The following is a 16,313-nucleotide window of genomic DNA, read 5'->3' as shown; positions in this document are numbered from 1 at the left end:
CCCGTATCCGACCGCATAGGATTTGAGAGCACACTCCCCTCGATCCCCGGAGTCCTCCATGCTTAAACAAGGTTCTGCAGTCGACCGCTACTTCAAAATCACTGAACGTGGATCCACGTACTCGCGGGAAATTCGCGGCGGCTTCGCAACGTTCTTTGCCATGAGTTACATCGTGGTGCTGAACCCGCTGATCCTCTCCGGAGCGGACTCGAGTGGAGCGTCCCTGGGCTTCACGGCGGTCGCAGCCACTACCGCCTTCGTGGCCGGCATCCTGACCATCCTCATGGGCGCCTGGGCCAAGCACCCGTTCGCCGTGGCAACGGGACTTGGCGTCAACGCTTTCGTGGCAGTCACAGTCGCCTCCCATCCTGAGCTGACCTGGCCGGACATGATGGGGCTCGTGGTGCTCTCCGGCATCACGATGCTCATTCTGGTCCTCACCGGTTTCCGTACTGCCGTGTTCAAGGCTGTGCCGGAAGCCCTGAAGACCGCGATCGTGGTGGGCATTGGCCTCTTTATTGCACTGATCGGCTTGGTCAACGCAGGATTCGTGCGCCGGATCCCTGACGCCGCCGGCACCACTGTTCCGCTGGGACTTGGCGTCGACGGCAAGCTCATGGGCTGGCCGACGCTGGTGTTCGCCGTTGGCCTGATCCTGACCATCGCACTGGTGGTCCGTAAGGTCCGTGGTGCCATCCTGATCGGCATCGTGGTCTCAACGGCGCTGGCTGCCATCCTTGAGTTCACGCTCCACATCGGGCCCAGCTTTGACGGCACCACGGTCAACCCGCGCGGCTGGTCATTGGTGGCGCCAACACTCTCCGAGTGGGGTGCCCCGGACCTCTCCCTGATCGGCAAGGCCAACCCGTTCGGCGCCTTCGAGCACCTGGGGTTCATCGCCGCCGCACTGCTGGCCTTCGTGATCCTGCTCAGCATCTTCTTCGACGCCATGGGCACCATGGTGGGCCTGGCCAACGAGGCCGGAACCGTAGATAAGGACGGCAACATCCCCAACGTGGACCGCGTTCTCCAGGTGGACGCGCTCGGAGCGATCGTGGGCGGCGGCGCGTCCGTTTCTTCCAACCAGATCTTCGTTGAATCCGGCGCGGGCATCGGTGAAGGCGCCCGCACGGGCCTCGCCTCGATCGTCACCGGCCTGCTTTTCCTGGTGGCCATGTTCTTCACGCCGTTGATCAACCTTGTCCCGTTTGAAGCAGTTGCCCCGGCGCTGGTGGTCGTGGGCTTCATGATGGTGTCCCAGGTGGGCAAGATCGACTGGCAGGATTGGGGCGTCGGCATTCCCGCGTTCCTTACTATCTCGCTCATGCCGTTCACCTACTCCATCGCCAACGGCCTCGGCGCCGGTTTCATCTCCTACGTCCTGATCCGCACCTTCCAAGGCCGTGCACGCGAAGTCCACCCCCTCATGTGGGCTGTGGCCGGCGCGTTCCTGCTGTTCTTCGGCATCGGAACCGTTGAGGAACTCCTGGGCGTCAAATAGGCATTCCGGTATTTCAGACACTCCGGACCCGGAACTGCTGGTATTGGCAGTCCGGGTCCGGTGTGCTTAAAGCATGCAAACCAGCACCATCACTGTAGATGTCAGCCCCACGCCCTGGACCGGCCGATTCGATGGCGACGGCGTAGAGCACCGGCGCTGGTGGCAAGCCGTGACACCCCACACACCCGCAGCGGCCGCTGCTGCCTCGCGTCCCGCCGTCGTGCTTGGCTTCTGCAGCGACGCCGGCGTCCTCCGCAACAAGGGCCGCGTGGGTGCGGCTGCGGCTCCGGCCGCCATCCGCACGGCGCTGGGCCCCATGGCTTACCACCTCCAGCGGAACGTATTCGACGCCGGTGATGTGGTTGTGGAGGACGACTCGCTGGAGGCGGGTCAAGAGCGTGCCGGCCGCGCCATTGCGGAACTGCTCGACGCCGGCAACCTCACCGTGGTGCTGGGCGGCGGACACGAGACCGCGTTTGCCAGCTACTTGGGCGTCGCCGGTTCTGAGCCGGTCCGCGGCAAGCGGCTGGGCGTGCTGAACCTGGATGCCCACTTCGACCTGCGCGACGAACCCACGCCAAGCTCGGGCACGCCCTTCCTGCAGATGGCCCAAGCGGAAGCTGCCGCGGGCCGGGAACTCAAGTACGCCGTCGTCGGAATATCCGAACCCAACAACACGCGGACGCTCTTCGACACGGCGGACCGCCTGGGCGTGAAGTACTTGCTCGATGAAGCGTGCTCTCCGGAGGCCGTGGAGGTTTTCGTTTCTGACTTCCTGTCAGGCGTGGATGTGCTGTACCTGACGATCGACCTTGACGTGATGCCTGCCTCCGTAGCTCCCGGGGTGAGTGCACCCGCTGCCTACGGTGTGCCCTTGCCGGTGATCAGCGCAGTTTGCCGGCAGGTTGCAGCGAGCGGGAAGCTGCTCCACCTGGACGTTGCAGAGCTGAATCCTGAGTTCGATATCGATAACCGGACCGCCAAGGTGGCTGCACGGCTGGTGAACACGCTCCTGGCATAGGCGTCTGGCCCCTTTCCCAGCCGGCTTCCTCCGCTTAGCCTGTGGGGAGGGAAGGACGGCGATGAGCGCAACTCCTGTGCAGGACAAGTGGGCCTGGGTGGCCGGGCCAGTGGCTGTGATTCTGGGACTGGCAGCCCACATGGTCGCTGGTGGCAGTGCGCCGGCCATACCTGTCCTCCTGGCTTTCGCCGCCTTCTGCGCCTTGGCCGCCCAGTTGATCGCCCGCTGGGTGCACGGACCCTTGTTGTTGCTGCTCCTTTCCGGGCTGGCGCAGCAACTGCTTCACGTCGGCTTCGACGCCTTCGGTGGCTATTTTCCAGGCAGCGGGCTGCTGGACCACTTGCATGGCGGCTTGACCTTGGGGGACGTGCCCGCGGGGCCAGCCGCCAGTGCGGGCAACGTCCACCTCCTCCTCTATACGCACATGGCAGCGGCCATTCTGACGCTCTTGGTAGCGTCCGGGGTCACAAAGTTGGCCAGGCACACGTCATTGGCCGCAACCAGAAGCAACACCGCGTAGCCCCGCGAAAGCTGGGGAAACGAACTTTGATCGCGCCGCATCCGGCCGCCTAGTGTCGTTTGCACGTGGTGCACCCGAGAGGCCAGGGAGCTGCCTGCAAAGCAGCGCACGCGGGTTCGAATCCCGCCACCACGTCTTGGGGATCCTGGAGCGGGAAAACCCCTCGCGAGAAACATTGGCATCAAATGCCATCTCGCGGGAGCATGAAGTGAGGCGCAGGGACTTCGCCCGACCGCAGAGCACGGCCGCTCCTTTGCGCAGCGGAGGCGCAGCGACATGTCACCCAGCACGGAGCCGACAGACGGATTCCTGACCGACTACTACGAGCACGTGTCCGCGGACGACGCCCGCAACTATGCGCCCGAAACGCTGCTGGAACGTGCCCGCTACCACCGGTCGTTGGCCGAGCGGCGTGAGCCAGGGCAAGCAGTGATCGGGGTGCTCAACGAGGCCGACGCCAGCGTGGTGGCAATCGTCACCGATGACATGCCCTACCTCCTCCCCTCCGTCACTGCCGAGATTGCCCGGGACACGGCGTCCATCCGCTTCCTGGTCCACCCAACCTTCAGCGTGGCGCGCGACCCGGCCACCCACCGCCTCACCCAAATCCACAGGGCACCACCCCGCACAGGGCTGCCGACCGGCGTCGAACCTTCCGCCGCCGACTCTCCTGCCCGGCCGGTCACCCAACAGAACCACGACGGCGGACCGCTCGCCGAGGCGTGGATGGCCATCGAAGTCCCCCGGCTTCCGGATGAGGCCAGCGCGGAACTCCTTGTTGACCGCCTGCAGGGGGTCCTCCGCGACGTGAGGGCTGCGGCGGAAGACACCGAGGCAATCCACCAGGAACTTGCAGATGAAGTGAGGAGGCTTGCCGGGCGCGCGGAGTCGGCCAGGGAAGCGGGGGAAGCAGGGGCGGCCAAGGAAGCGACGGAAGCACAGGAACTGCTGCGTTGGTTGGACGAAGGAAACTTTGTCTTCCTGGGCTATCGCGGGCGTCGTGGCCTCGGCCTGCTGCGGGAATCAATGGGCATGGAACCTGCAGACACCGGCTCGCCGGAGCACCCGCTCCTCACCCTCACCAAGTCCACCCAGCGCTCCACAGTCCTGCGCCGCGCCTACTTGGACGAAATACGGGTAGGCCCGGGGTACGGCGTGGACGGTAGCGGGCAAACCTTCGTGGGCCTTTTTTCGCCCAGCTCGACCTCCCGCTCAGCCCTGGAGATCCCCGTCATCCGGGACACCGTGAAGGAAGCGCTGCAAGCGTTCGGCTACCCGCCGAGTTCGCATCATGGCAAGGAGCTTCTGGCCGTGATGGAGGGCTACCCCCGCGATGAGCTGTTCCATATAAAACGCCGAACAGCTCGTTTCCCATGCCCGCGAGACCCTGCGTCTGCAGGAACGCCACAGCACCCGGTTGTTCCTTCGCCCGGACTCGTACGGCCGGTTCATGACTGCGCTCGTCTTCCTCCCCCGCCGCCGGTACAGCACCGCCGTCAGGCTCACCATTGAGCGTGAACTTCGTGAGGCCTTCAATTCGGACTCCATCGAGTTTGAGCTCCGTTTGGGCGAATCCGCCATGGCACGGGTGTTTTTCCGGGTGCTGCTGCCGCAGGCAGCTTCGACTCCAGGTGGGACTTCCGGCGTCGTGGATGCCTCGGTACTGGAGCCGCGAATCATCGCCGCCACGAGGACCTGGGCCCAGGGCTTGGCCGAGGCGCTGCAGGCCCGCTATCCGGCGGATGAGGTGACGCGGCTCTCCCGTGAGTGGGCTGCCGCGTTCCCCGCCAGTTACAAAGCCGATTTCGAGGTAGAGGACGCTGTTGAGGACATTTCGAAGTTCGAGAGCTTTCCGCCTGACGAAGGCAGGGAAACCGACCCGCTGCTGACCGTTTACAAACGTCCCGGTACTGCCGTCCTCACGGAAGATGCCCGCATCCGGCTGTACCTGACCCGCCCGCAAAGCCTCACCCAGATCCTCCCCTTTTTCCACAACCTCGGACTCAAGGTCCTGGACCAGCGTCCCTTCGACGTGCAGCGCGCCGACGGCCGGCAGTTCTTCCTGTACGACCTCGGACTCAAGTACCCGCGCGGGTTGGATCCCCTGGCCACGGATGATCTACTGGCCGGCGCGTTCTGCGCCGCCATGCGCGGCGATGCGGAATCGGATGCCTTCGATGCCCTGGTCATCCGGGAAGGCATCGACTGGCGGAGGGTGACCATCCTGCGCGCTTATGCGAAGTACTTGCGGCAACTTGGCAGCACCAACTCGTACGGCTTCATCGCCGACACACTCCGCGAAAATGCCATGGCAACGCACGCGCTGCTGGAGTTGTTCGAAGCGAAGTTCAACCCTGACAGCTATGAGCCGGACCTGTTCGACCCTGAGGTCACCAGCCGGGCTGCCGACCCTTCCCAAGGTGATGTTTTCGAGGAAGGCAGCAGCGAACTGAGCCATCGGACGCAGGCAATCCACAGTGCCCGGGCGAAGCTGTTGGAAGCAATCGATGCCATTCCGGTGTTGGACGCTGACCGTCTCCTCCGGACGCTTGCCAGCCTGGTGGAAGCCACGCTGCGCACCAATTTCTACTTGGACAAACCCCATGTCAGCTTCAAACTCAACCCTTCGATCCTCCCGGCAGCCCCGGCACCCCGGCCACGCTTCGAAATCTGGGTGTACTCCCCGCGCGTTGAAGGTGTCCACCTGCGCTTCGGTCCGATAGCCCGCGGCGGACTCCGATGGTCCGACAGGCGCGAGGACTTCCGGACGGAAATCCTCGGCTTGGTGAAGGCGCAGACGGTCAAGAACGCCGTGATCGTTCCTACTGGAGCCAAGGGCGGCTTCTTTCCCAAGCGACTCCCGGACCCTGCCGAAGACCGCACGGCCTGGCTCGCGGAGGGCCAGGAAAGCTATCGGACTTTCATCCGCGGGCTGTTGGACATCACGGACAACCTGGTACCGGATCCCGACGGCGGCACCAACGGTCGCGTGGTGACTCCATCCCGAGTGGTGCGTCACGACGTCGACGACTACTACCTGGTGGTCGCTGCAGACAAGGGAACCGCCGCTTTCTCGGACATCGCCAACGCCCTGGCCGCCGAGTACGGCTTCTGGCTTGGGGACGCCTTCGCTTCGGGCGGATCGGTGGGCTACGACCACAAGCAGATGGGCATCACCGCCCGCGGCGCCTGGGTCTCCGTGCGGCACCATTTCAGCGAACTGATGATCGACTCCGAAGCCGAGGATTTCACTGTGGTGGGAATCGGCGACATGAGCGGCGACGTCTTCGGCAACGGCATGCTCCTGTCCAACCACATCAAGCTGGTGGCCGCGTTCGATCACCGGCACATCTTCCTGGACCCCACCCCGGACCCCATCGTGTCCTACGCCGAGCGTGAACGGCTCTTCAAGCTCCCCCGCTCCAGCTGGGCGGACTACGATCCCGGCAAACTCAGCCCGGGCGGAGGCGTCTTCGCGCGCACGGACAAATCCATTGTGATTACCGAAGAGGTCCGGCTGGCTTTGGGTTTGGAAGAGGGCGCCGATCCGAGCGGCGCCATCGCGATGAGTCCTCCGGAGCTTCTCAGGGCAGTCCTCATGGCCCCGGTCGACCTGTTGTACAACGGCGGAATCGGCACGTACGTCAAGGCATCCACGGAGTCCCATGCCGACGTCGGGGATAAAGCGAACGATGCCATCCGCGTCGATGGTGGCCAGCTTCGCACCCACATCATCGCCGAAGGCGGCAACCTCGGCGTCACCCAGCGCGGCAGGATCGAGGCTGCGCTGGCGGGCATCCTGGTGAACACGGACGCGATCGACAACTCGGCAGGGGTGGACTGTTCGGACCATGAGGTCAACATCAAGATCTTCCTGGACCGAATGATCGCCGCGGGCCGGATGTCCGGGGCCGAACGGACGGCGTTCCTTCAGTCCCTGCAGGGCGAAGTCGGACGCCTTGTGCTGAAGACCAATGATGACCAGAACGTGTTGCTCCTCAATGACAAGCAGTTGGCCGTCGAGTGGAGCCCCAGCTTCGAAAGGACCATGGACTGGCTGGAGTCCGTCACGGACCTGGACCGGAGCCTGGAGTTCCTCCCGGGCAACGAGGAACTACAGGCCCGCGTCCTCACGGGAAAGGGACTCACGACTCCCGAGCTGGCCGTCCTGGCCGCCTACGCCAAGATCGAGCTTGCCCGGGAGCTCACGGATGGCGGCCTTGCCGACGATCCGTGGTTCTCGCAAACACTCCGCGACTACTTCCCCCACCAGGTTTCGGAGCGATTCGGGGAACACCTCTCCACGCACCCTCTCCGGGGGCAAATCGTGGCCACGGTTGTGGCCAACGACATGATCAACATGGGCGGCATTGCTTTCGCCTTCCGGGCCATGGAAGAGACCACCGTGTCAGCGGCGGCAGTGGCCCGCGGCTTTGTGGTGATGCGGAAGATCTGGGATCTGGACTCGGTGACCCAGGCCATCGCCGAGCTGCCTGCCAGCACACCCAGCGAGCATGGTGCCGCCGTAGCGCTGGACATGCGCCGCCTGCTGGACCGCTCCGTGCGCTGGTACGTGACGCATGATTTCCGCGACAAGCCCGTTGCCGATGCCTTGGCCCGGCTGGAACAGCCGATGTCCCTGACACGGGCCAACTTCACCGGCTTCCTGCACGGCATCAACCTGGCGCACTCACTCAAGCGGCTTGCCCATACGGATTCCGTGGGCCTGCCCCATCCCCTGGGGATCCGGGCTTCCGAGCTTTTGGTCAGTTACGGCCTCTTGGACATTTCGGCCATTGCCGAGGAGCTGCAGGAACCAGCGGAAGCCGTGGCAGAGGTGTACTTTGCCGTCTTCGAGCGGATTTCTGCCATCCCCCTGCTGGAACACATCACCATGCTCCCGCGAGCCACCCACTGGGAGTCCTTGGCAAGAGCTGCCTTGAGGGATGACATGTACTTGGTGTTGGCCGACATGACCAAAGCCGTGGTCAGGCACACGCCACGCTCCTCCATGCCAACTGATCCCGTGAAACGAATCATGGATTGGGAGCACGGGAACATCGAACAATTGGCGCGCATCCAAGAAACCATCCAGGAGGCCATCAAGCCAGGTCCGGTGGATATCGCAGCACTTTCGGTGGCCGTGAAGCTACTCCGCGCCATGGTTCGCAGATGAGACCCAGGTCACTCACCTGCCAGTCATCTTACAAATATTCGACTTCCACCGACTATGATTGACGGGTCGCCCTCGCATGCGACATGTAATAGGAGGCCCCCAATGACCCCTGCAATGACTGCAGAACGCGAAATTCGCCTGTCCTTTTCCAAGGCAGCCGAGATCCACGACGGACTCGACCGCGCCGTGGATGCCCTGATCGAAAACGCAGCAGCCGACGCTGCATGCGGAATTCTGGTGACGCGCCACGAGCCCGGCACCTACACCGTGGCCCTGGACGAATCCGTTCCCTTCGGTCAGACCCACGAAGTCCTCGCCGCCTGATACCCCAACGTATTTCCGGCAGCGACGCCAAAAACCGGGGCCCGTTCCCTTCCGCATCTACTACCCGCGGAAGGGAACGAGCCCCGGTTTCTGTTTAACAAGTATCTCTGCGGAACCTCCGCCTATGCCCGGCGGAGCGTCACGCCGTCGGACTTCATGAACAGTTCCTTGCCCTCTTCGGTAACGCCGGGGCCCGAGTGCTCAAGCCACACCACGTTTCCGCTGCTGGAAATTTCCTCGACCAGACCGGCGGCGATCACGTGGGCGTACTTGACCACTTCCACCCTCTCGCCAACCTTCAGCGTCTTCCAGTCGGATACCGTAGCCGAGTGAGCGTTTCGCCTGGACAGGACTGCTCCGCGTGCCTTCATTGAACTTCTACCCCTTTGTGGATGTTCTCTGTTGTGTATTGAGTTGTGTGAACGGTTGACCGTCAGGCCCACGACATCGTTGGCGTGGACGTGACGTACACCATAAGTTCTACTACATTTGCCACGCCCCGGTGATTGCGTTGCGAACAAAGACCGGGGCATGACAAATATGCCCATCAAATGAGCGTTTTATTCGACGTCAGGCCAATATCCCGACGGCGGATTCGGCGGCCGCGCGGACCGCGCCGGAGCCCACCAAACGGTCAGCCGCTTCCAGTTCCGGTGACAGGAACCGGTCGGTACCCGGGCCTTGAACCACTTCACGAAGCACCTCAAGCACTGCCGTACCGGCAGGACCCGGGGTGAGTTCGCCGTCGGACATTTGCGTCCGCATGTCAATGGCGCGGGCGCTGGTGACAAGCTCGACGGCGAGCACGCGGCGGAGGTTCTCCACGGCCTTGCGCAGCTTCCGGGCAGCGTGCCAACCCATGGACACGTGGTCTTCCTGCATAGCGGAGCTCGGGATGGAGTCCACGGACGCCGGGACGGCAAGGCGCTTGTTATCCGAAACCAAACCGGCCTGCGTGTACTGGGCGATCATGAGGCCGGAGTCCACGCCGGGGTCTCCTGCGAGGAAGGCCGGGAGCCCGTGTGAGCGGGCCGGATCCAGCATGCGGTCCGTGCGGCGCTCGGCAATGGAGCTGAGGTCCGCTACGGCGATGGCCAGGAAGTCCAGGACGTAGGCGACGGGGGCGCCGTGGAAGTTGCCGTTGGACGTGACGCGGCCGTCCGGAAGGACCACCGGATTATCGATGGCTGCGGCGAGTTCGCGGGACGCCACCAGTGCGGCGTGGTCCACGGTGTCGCGGACGGCGCCGGCAACCTGCGGAGCGCAACGCAGCGAGTAGGCGTCCTGCACCTTGGTGTCGTTGATCCGGTGGGATGCGACGATCGGCGAGTTGGACAGTACGCGGAGCATGTTGTCCGCGCTGGCAGCCTGGCCCGGGTGCGGCCTCAGTGCGGCGTGGAGCTCCGGCAGGAACACCTGGTCTGTACCGAGGAGCGCCTCGACGCTGAGCGCGGCGGTGACGTCCGCCGTCGCGAGCAGCAAACGGATGTCGGCGATGGCCATCAGCAACATGCCGAGCATGCCTTCGGTGCCGTTGACGAGGGCCAGGCCCTCCTTCTCAGCGAGGGTGACCGGCTCGATGCCGTGCTGCGCAAGAAGCTCAGCGACAGGCGGCTTGCCTGCAGTTCCGTACAGTTCGCCGTCGGGACCGGTCGCTTCGCCTTCGCCCATGAGGACCAGCGCGCAGTGGGACAGCGGGGCGAGGTCGCCGGAGCAGCCGAGCGAACCGAATTCGCGGACCAACGGGGTGATGCCGGCGTTGAGGACGTCAACCATGGTCTGGAGAACCACGGGTCGGACGCCCGTGCGGCCGGAGGCCAGGGTCTTGGCGCGGAGGAACATGATGCCGCGGACCACTTCGCGTTCAACAGCCGGGCCCATGCCCGCAGCGTGGCTGCGGATCAGCGACTTCTGCAGCTGGGTGCGGAGGTCGTTGGGGATGTGGCGGTTGGCCAGGGCACCGAAGCCTGTGGAGATGCCGTACGCCGGGACATCGCTTGTGGCGAGGCTGTCGATGTGCGCACGGACCTTGGCGACGTTGTCCAGGGCATCCTGGGAGATGGTCACCTTGGCGTCGTGGCGTGCGACGGCGACGACGTCTTCCGGGGTTACGCCGCTGGAGCCGAGGGTGACGGTGAGCTGTTCGTTGGAGGTAATAGTCATGTTCTTAGTTCTCGTTCATGGGGATGCGGACGCCGCGTTCGTTGGCGACCTCGATGGCGCGGTCGTAACCGGCGTCGACGTGGCGGATGACGCCCATGCCGGGGTCGTTGGTCAGGAGCCGTTCGAGCTTCTCGGCAGCCAGGTCGGTGCCGTCGGCGACGGAAACCTGCCCGGCGTGCAGGGACCGGCCAATACCGACACCGCCGCCGTGGTGGATCGAGACCCACGTGGCACCGGAGGACGTGTTGAGCATGGCGTTGAGCAGCGGCCAGTCAGCAATCGCGTCCGAACCGTCAGCCATGGATTCGGTCTCACGGTACGGGGAAGCGACCGAGCCGGAGTCCAGGTGGTCGCGGCCGATCACGATCGGAGCCTTGACCTTGCCTTCTTTCACGAGCTGGTTGAACAGCAGGCCGGCCTTGGCCCGTTCGCCGTAACCGAGCCAGCAAATACGTGCCGGCAGGCCTTCGAATTCCACGCGGTCCGCTGCAGCGTCCAGCCACTTGTGCAGGTGGGTGTTCTCAGGGAACAGCTCCTTGATGGCCTTGTCCGTGACGGCGATGTCCTCGGGGTCACCTGACAGGGCAACCCAGCGGAACGGGCCAAGGCCCTCGCAGAACAACGGACGGATGTACGCCGGGACGAAGCCCGGGAACTCGAACGCCCGGTCATAGCCGCCCTTACGGGCCTCATCCCGGATGGAGTTGCCGTAGTCGAAGACTTCGGCGCCGGCGTCCTGGAATTCCACCATGGCCTGTACGTGGCGGGCCATGGATGCCTGTGCCTTCTTGGTGAACCCTTCGGGGTCCGCTTCGGCTTCGGTGTGCCACTCATCGACGTTGATGCCCTCGGGCAGGTAGGACAGCGGATCGTGCGCGGACGTCTGGTCCGTGACCACATCAATGGTCAGCTCTCCGGCCTTGTGGCGGCGCAGCAGTTCCGGGAACACCTCCGCGGCGTTGCCCACGTAACCGACGGACCAGCCACGGCGCTCGTCCTTGGCCTTCTGGACCTTGGCGATCGCGGCATCCAGATCGGTTTCGACCTCGTCCAGGTAGCGCTTGCCCGCGCGGCGGCGCAGACGGGTCTCATCAACGTCCACGATCAAGCACGCGCCGTCGTTCAACGTCACGGCCAGCGGCTGGGCCCCGCCCATGCCACCGCACCCACCCGTCAAGGTCAGGGTGCCGGCCAGCGGGCCCTCGGTGGAACCCTCCGCGGCGGGTGCCGGGTGGCGGACGGTGTTCTGCCTGACAGCAGCAAGCTTGTTGCCGACGGCGGCAAACGTTTCGTACGTCCCCTGCAGGATGCCCTGGGTGCCGATGTAGATCCAGGACCCGGCGGTCATCTGGCCGTACATCATCAAACCCTCAGCCTCGAGCCGGCGGAACTCAGGCCACGTAGCCCAGTCACCGACGAGGTTGGAGTTGGCGAGGAGAACACGGGGCGCCCACTCGTTGGTGCGGAACACACCCACCGGCTTGCCGGACTGGACCAGGAGGGTTTCGTCCTTTTCCATGGTCTCAAGCGTCCGGGTGATCGCATCAAACGCAGCCCAGGAACGCACAGCACGGCCCGTGCCGCCGTAAACCACCAGATCATCCGGGCGCTCAGCGACCTCGGGATCCAGGTTGTTCATCAGCATGCGCAACGGCGCCTCGGTCTGCCACGACTTGGCAGTAAGTTCAGTACCCCGGGCGGCCTTGACCGGACGGGCACCAGTGGTGAAATCGGCGGGTGCCATGGTGACTCCTTCGTCTGTGGGAAGTGTGTGGTGGAAAGATCTTCTGCTTCTACTAAAGCCCCTTTATCAAGCGGCCGGAACGGCTTTTAGAGTGGTCCTGTCCGGGATTACAGACCCGCACCAACCCCTCGCATTCGCTCGACAATGAGCGCATGCTGGACCCATGGCAACGTTCCGAGTGACGACGCTCGTTGCAGCACCGCCTGAGCGTGTGTTTGCAGCCTGGACGGACCTGGACCGGTTCCCGGAGTGGATCGGCGGGGTCACCCGCGTGACTGACCGCGTCGGCTCAATCGACCAGGCCGGCAGCCGCTACACGGTGTGGTTCGGGCGGATGGCAAGCCCCACCGAGATCCTTGAGGTGGAGAGGCCCCGGTTCATCCGCACCCGCTTCGGCAACGCAATATTGAAGGGCGAGTCTGCGGTAACGTTCGAGCCCGAGGGCGAGGGCACGCGCATTCACCAGGAGTTCGCGACCCGCGGATTCATCTCAGCGATCATGGGGCGAATCTTCGCCATGGGGTCCTACCGGGGCAGCTTCCAAGGCGAGCTGGAGACCTTCCGTCAACTCGTCGAGAGCGAAACCCCAGGTAACAGCAGGCAGGGCTAGCCGGCCGGGCGCCCGTGGATCCGCACCGATAGTTCGTCCGCCGCTTTTTGGATGCGGGCAGCGAGCACCGGCCACTGCTCAGCAGGAACTTTGTCCTCCAGGAACGTCACGGCGACTGCCGCCGTCGGCCATCCCACATGGTCCGTCACAGCGGCGGCGATGGAGCCGAAACCAGGCGTGATTTCGCCGTTCTCCGTGGCGTAGCCGCGTTGGCGCACCTGGTCCAAATGCGACGACAAGGCAGAGTATTTCATGATGGGGAATTCCACCTCGTGGCGGGAGGTGAAGGCGGCGGCATTTGGGTAGAGTGCCCGAACCTGCGACTTTGGCAGTGCGGCCAGAATGGCTCGGCCCGAGGCAGTGAGGTGGCTGGGAAGGCGAACCCCGACGTCGGTCACCAGGCTCGGGCGGTTCTTGGCGCGCTCCTCAACGATGTACAGGACGTCGCGGCCGTGGAGCACCGCGAGGTGTGCACTTTCGCCGATCACGTCAACCAATGAAGCGAGCATCGGCCGGCCGAGCCGGGACAAGGGTTCCTGCCGCGAATACGCCGAGCTGAGCTCGAAGGCGCTGATGCCGAGTCCGTAACGCTGCTCCTCATGAAGGTGCAGGACGAAACCGTTGGCCTCCATGACGCCGAGCAGGTGATAGACACTGGAACGCGGGAGGCCAAGCGCTGTTGCGATGTTCGACGCCGCCATCGGCCCCCGACGCGAGGCCAACAGTTTCAGGATGCGCAGGGTGTTTTCCGCGGCCGGGACTTTGGACGTGGCCTTGCCTGTGGCGGTTGGCGTCGTTGTCATGGTTCCTCACTGCAGGGGCTTGGCGGGGGACCCCCGAAACCAAGCTGTCCGGTATCCCGTACTTAAGCCTGCACCTTCTGCAGCCGGGGCACCAGACCACCACGCCGTTGCGATGTCTGAAATGCCAGACTATTCCGCGCGCTGTCTGCGATCAAAGACACCAAAGCCCCGTGAGTCCGATCACAAGGCCCCCAAAAGTGATCTGCTGGATAGCGATCCCCTCCCAAAGACGAGAAGGTTTACTATGCAACAAACCAAGCTGGCAACGGAGAGCTCTGTCCTCCAAGCCGCGGGTACGGCGCTCAGCCGAGGCCTCAGCGTCCGCCACATCCGCTTCATGGCGCTCGGATCCGCGATCGGTACGGGCCTCTTTTACGGCTCCGCCTCCGCCATCCAGAAAGCCGGTCCGGCCGTCCTGCTGGCCTACATCATTGGCGGCGCGGCCGTGTTCATGGTGATGCGCGCCCTCGGCGAAATGGCTGTTCGACACCCCGTGTCCGGCTCCTTCGGCCAGTACGCAAGCAAGTACTTGGGACCGTTCGCGGGCTTCGTGACCGGCTGGACCTACGTTTTCGAAATGGCGATCGTGGCTATCGCCGATGTCACCGCTTTCAGTATCTATATGGGCTTCTGGTTCCCACAGGTGGACAGATGGATCTGGGTCCTGGCAATCATCCTGTTCCTGGGTGCCATGAACCTGCTCAGCGTGAAGGTGTTCGGTGAGCTGGAGTTCTGGTTCTCGCTCATCAAGGTGGTGGCGATCATCGCCATGATCGTGGGCGGTGCGGCGATCGTCGTGTTTGGTTTCCAAACGGGCGACGGCGGTGGAGTGGCACCCGGACTGGGGAACCTCGTCAATCACGGCGGGTTGTTCCCGAACGGTTTCGAGGGGCTCCTGGCCGCGTTCGCCGTCGTGATGTTTGCCTTTGGCGGGATCGAAACGATCGGTATCACCGCCGGCGAAGCCGCCAATCCCAAGAAGGTCATCCCGCAAGCCGTCAACACTGTGCCGGTCCGCGTCCTGCTCTTCTACGTGCTGACCCTGGGCGTATTGATGAGCATCTTCCCGTGGAACGAGATTGGCAGCAGCGGTAGCCCGTTCGTGCAGATTTTCGACGGTTTGGGCATCCCTGCTGCGCCGCACATTCTGAACGCAGTAGTCATCACGGCCGCCCTTTCCGCCATCAACAGCGACATCTTCGGAGCCGGCCGTATCCTGTTTGGCCTGGCCCAGCAGGGTCACGCGCCCAAGAGCTTCAGCAAGATTTCCCGGCACGGTGTTCCGTGGATGACTGTGGTGATGATGGGCTGCATCCTGCTGGTGGGCGTCGTTCTGAACGCCGTCATTCCGGAGGACGTGTTCGTGCTGATTGCATCGATCGCAACTTTCGCCACCGTGTGGGTCTGGGTGATGATTCTGGCTTCGCACGTCGCGATGAAGCGGGAGATCAAGCGCAAGGGCCTGCCGGCGTCGGAGTTCGGGTCGCCGCTGTGGCCCGTTGCTTCCGTCCTGGCCATGGCCTTCATGGCCATGGTGATCGTGATCCTGGGTGTCTTTGAGGACACGCGGGTAGCCCTGTATGTGGGCGGCACGTGGCTGGTCCTGCTGTTCGTGGCGTACAAACTGTGGGTTCGTGGTGGAGGCCTGCGCCGTGCAGAGCTGGTGGACGAGACAGCGTAACTGTCACCCCGCGGAGGTGTTTACCGGGCCGACCAGCCACCGTCCATGGTGTAGCTCGCGCCGGTGACCATACCGGCGTCGTCGGAGGCCATCCAGGCCGCCAACGACGCAACTTCCTCCACCTCCACCAGCCGTTTCACCGCGGACTCCGTGAGCATCACCTTGGCCAGGACCTCGGCTTCGGGGATGCCGTGGAGCCGGGCCTGATCGGCGATCTGCCGTTCAACCAACGGCGTGCGGACGTACCCGGGGTTGATGCAGTTGGATGTCACGCCGTGCTCGCCACCCTCCAAGGCAGTGACCTTGCTGAGTCCCTCAAGGCCGTGCTTGGCGGAGACGTACGCGCTCTTGTAGGCGGAGGCCCGGAGACCGTGGACCGATGAGATATTGATGATCCTGCCGAACCCGTTGGCGTACATGTGCGGGAGAGCGGCCCTGATGAGGAGGAACGGTGCCTCCAGCATCAGGGCCAGGATCCGCCGGAACTCCGCGGGTTCGAACTCCTCGATCGGCGCAACCTTTTGGATGCCGGCGTTGTTGACCAGGATGTCGCAGTCGAGGCTGAGCGCGGCCAGGGCGTCGACGTCCAACAGATCCACTGTCCAGGCGGTGCCGCCCAGCTCATCGGCGAGGGCCGCAGCCCCGGAGGCATCGACGTCGGCCACTACTACTTTCGCCCCTCGGGCGGCGAGCGCACGGGCACAGGCAGCCCCGATCCCACTCGCCCCGCCGGTCACCAGAGCTTTGCGTCCATTCAGGGAGTTGTCCAC

11 protein-coding genes, 1 tRNA gene and 1 pseudogene are annotated in these 16,313 nt (G+C 64.1%); 8 read left to right on the top strand and 5 right to left on the bottom strand.

The window, feature by feature from the left end:
• Window positions 1–58 precede the first annotated feature (58 nt).
• From N7568_RS13765 to N7568_RS13740, 6 genes and pseudogenes are all read left to right on the top strand, one after another.
• Window positions 59–1,501: an NCS2 family permease gene (locus N7568_RS13765; protein ID WP_261610365.1), complete on the top strand. Its 1,443-nt coding sequence runs from the start codon at window positions 59–61 to the stop codon at window positions 1,499–1,501.
• A gap of 73 nt (window positions 1,502–1,574) precedes the next feature.
• Window positions 1,575–2,522: a formimidoylglutamase gene (hutG, locus tag N7568_RS13760; protein ID WP_261610364.1), complete on the top strand. Its 948-nt coding sequence runs from the start codon at window positions 1,575–1,577 to the stop codon at window positions 2,520–2,522.
• A 61-nt stretch (window positions 2,523–2,583) separates the two neighbouring features.
• Window positions 2,584–3,042 (top strand): hypothetical protein, encoded by a 459-nt coding sequence (locus tag N7568_RS13755; RefSeq protein ID WP_261610363.1) that lies wholly within the window; start codon window positions 2,584–2,586, stop codon window positions 3,040–3,042.
• A 64-nt stretch (window positions 3,043–3,106) separates the two neighbouring features.
• Window positions 3,107–3,177, top strand: a tRNA-Cys gene (locus tag N7568_RS13750).
• 141 nt (window positions 3,178–3,318) lie between these two features.
• Window positions 3,319–8,218, top strand: a pseudogene (locus N7568_RS13745) (NAD-glutamate dehydrogenase).
• 102 nt (window positions 8,219–8,320) lie between these two features.
• The gene (locus N7568_RS13740; RefSeq protein ID WP_261610362.1) at window positions 8,321–8,542 is read left to right on the top strand and encodes a hypothetical protein; all 222 of its coding nucleotides are present in this window, start codon (window positions 8,321–8,323) and stop codon (window positions 8,540–8,542) included.
• 122 nt (window positions 8,543–8,664) lie between these two features.
• On the opposite strand, the gene N7568_RS13735 is transcribed toward N7568_RS13740, so the two are convergent.
• The 3 genes from N7568_RS13735 to N7568_RS13725 all read right to left on the bottom strand — a co-directional run bounded on the left by N7568_RS13735 (window position 8,665) and on the right by N7568_RS13725 (window position 12,449).
• The gene (locus N7568_RS13735; RefSeq protein WP_144651965.1) at window positions 8,665–8,913 is read right to left on the bottom strand and encodes a hypothetical protein; all 249 of its coding nucleotides are present in this window, start codon (window positions 8,911–8,913) and stop codon (window positions 8,665–8,667) included.
• A gap of 199 nt (window positions 8,914–9,112) precedes the next feature.
• A complete protein-coding gene (hutH, locus tag N7568_RS13730) occupies window positions 9,113–10,705 on the bottom strand; it encodes a histidine ammonia-lyase (protein WP_261610361.1) in 1,593 nt (530 codons plus the stop codon).
• A 4-nt stretch (window positions 10,706–10,709) separates the two neighbouring features.
• Window positions 10,710–12,449, bottom strand: coding sequence for a urocanate hydratase (locus N7568_RS13725; RefSeq protein ID WP_261610360.1), 1,740 nt, complete (start codon window positions 12,447–12,449; stop codon window positions 10,710–10,712).
• A 163-nt stretch (window positions 12,450–12,612) separates the two neighbouring features.
• On the opposite strand from N7568_RS13725, the gene N7568_RS13720 reads away from it, so the two are divergent.
• Window positions 12,613–13,059, top strand: coding sequence for an SRPBCC family protein (locus N7568_RS13720; protein ID WP_261610359.1), 447 nt, complete (start codon window positions 12,613–12,615; stop codon window positions 13,057–13,059).
• On the opposite strand, the gene N7568_RS13715 is transcribed toward N7568_RS13720, so the two are convergent.
• Window positions 13,056–13,862 carry an IclR family transcriptional regulator gene (locus tag N7568_RS13715; protein ID WP_261610358.1) on the bottom strand — a complete coding sequence of 269 codons (807 nt, stop codon included), beginning with the start codon at window positions 13,860–13,862 and terminating at the stop codon, window positions 13,056–13,058. The two genes, N7568_RS13720 and N7568_RS13715, sit on opposite strands and share 4 nt — an antisense overlap.
• Window positions 13,863–14,106: 244 nt before the next feature.
• On the opposite strand from N7568_RS13715, the gene N7568_RS13710 reads away from it, so the two are divergent.
• Window positions 14,107–15,543, top strand: coding sequence for an amino acid permease (locus N7568_RS13710; protein ID WP_261610357.1), 1,437 nt, complete (start codon window positions 14,107–14,109; stop codon window positions 15,541–15,543).
• Window positions 15,544–15,563: 20 nt separating this feature from the next.
• On the opposite strand, the gene N7568_RS13705 is transcribed toward N7568_RS13710, so the two are convergent.
• Window positions 15,564–16,313: a 3-hydroxybutyrate dehydrogenase gene (locus N7568_RS13705; protein WP_224094915.1), complete on the bottom strand. Its 750-nt coding sequence runs from the start codon at window positions 16,311–16,313 to the stop codon at window positions 15,564–15,566.

Source organism: Paenarthrobacter aurescens (assembly GCF_025421775.1).
GTDB lineage: Bacteria > Actinomycetota > Actinomycetes > Actinomycetales > Micrococcaceae > Arthrobacter > Arthrobacter aurescens_B.
The sequence above is the reverse complement of the archived record's forward strand: the minus strand, read 5'-3'. Positions and strand labels throughout refer to the sequence as shown.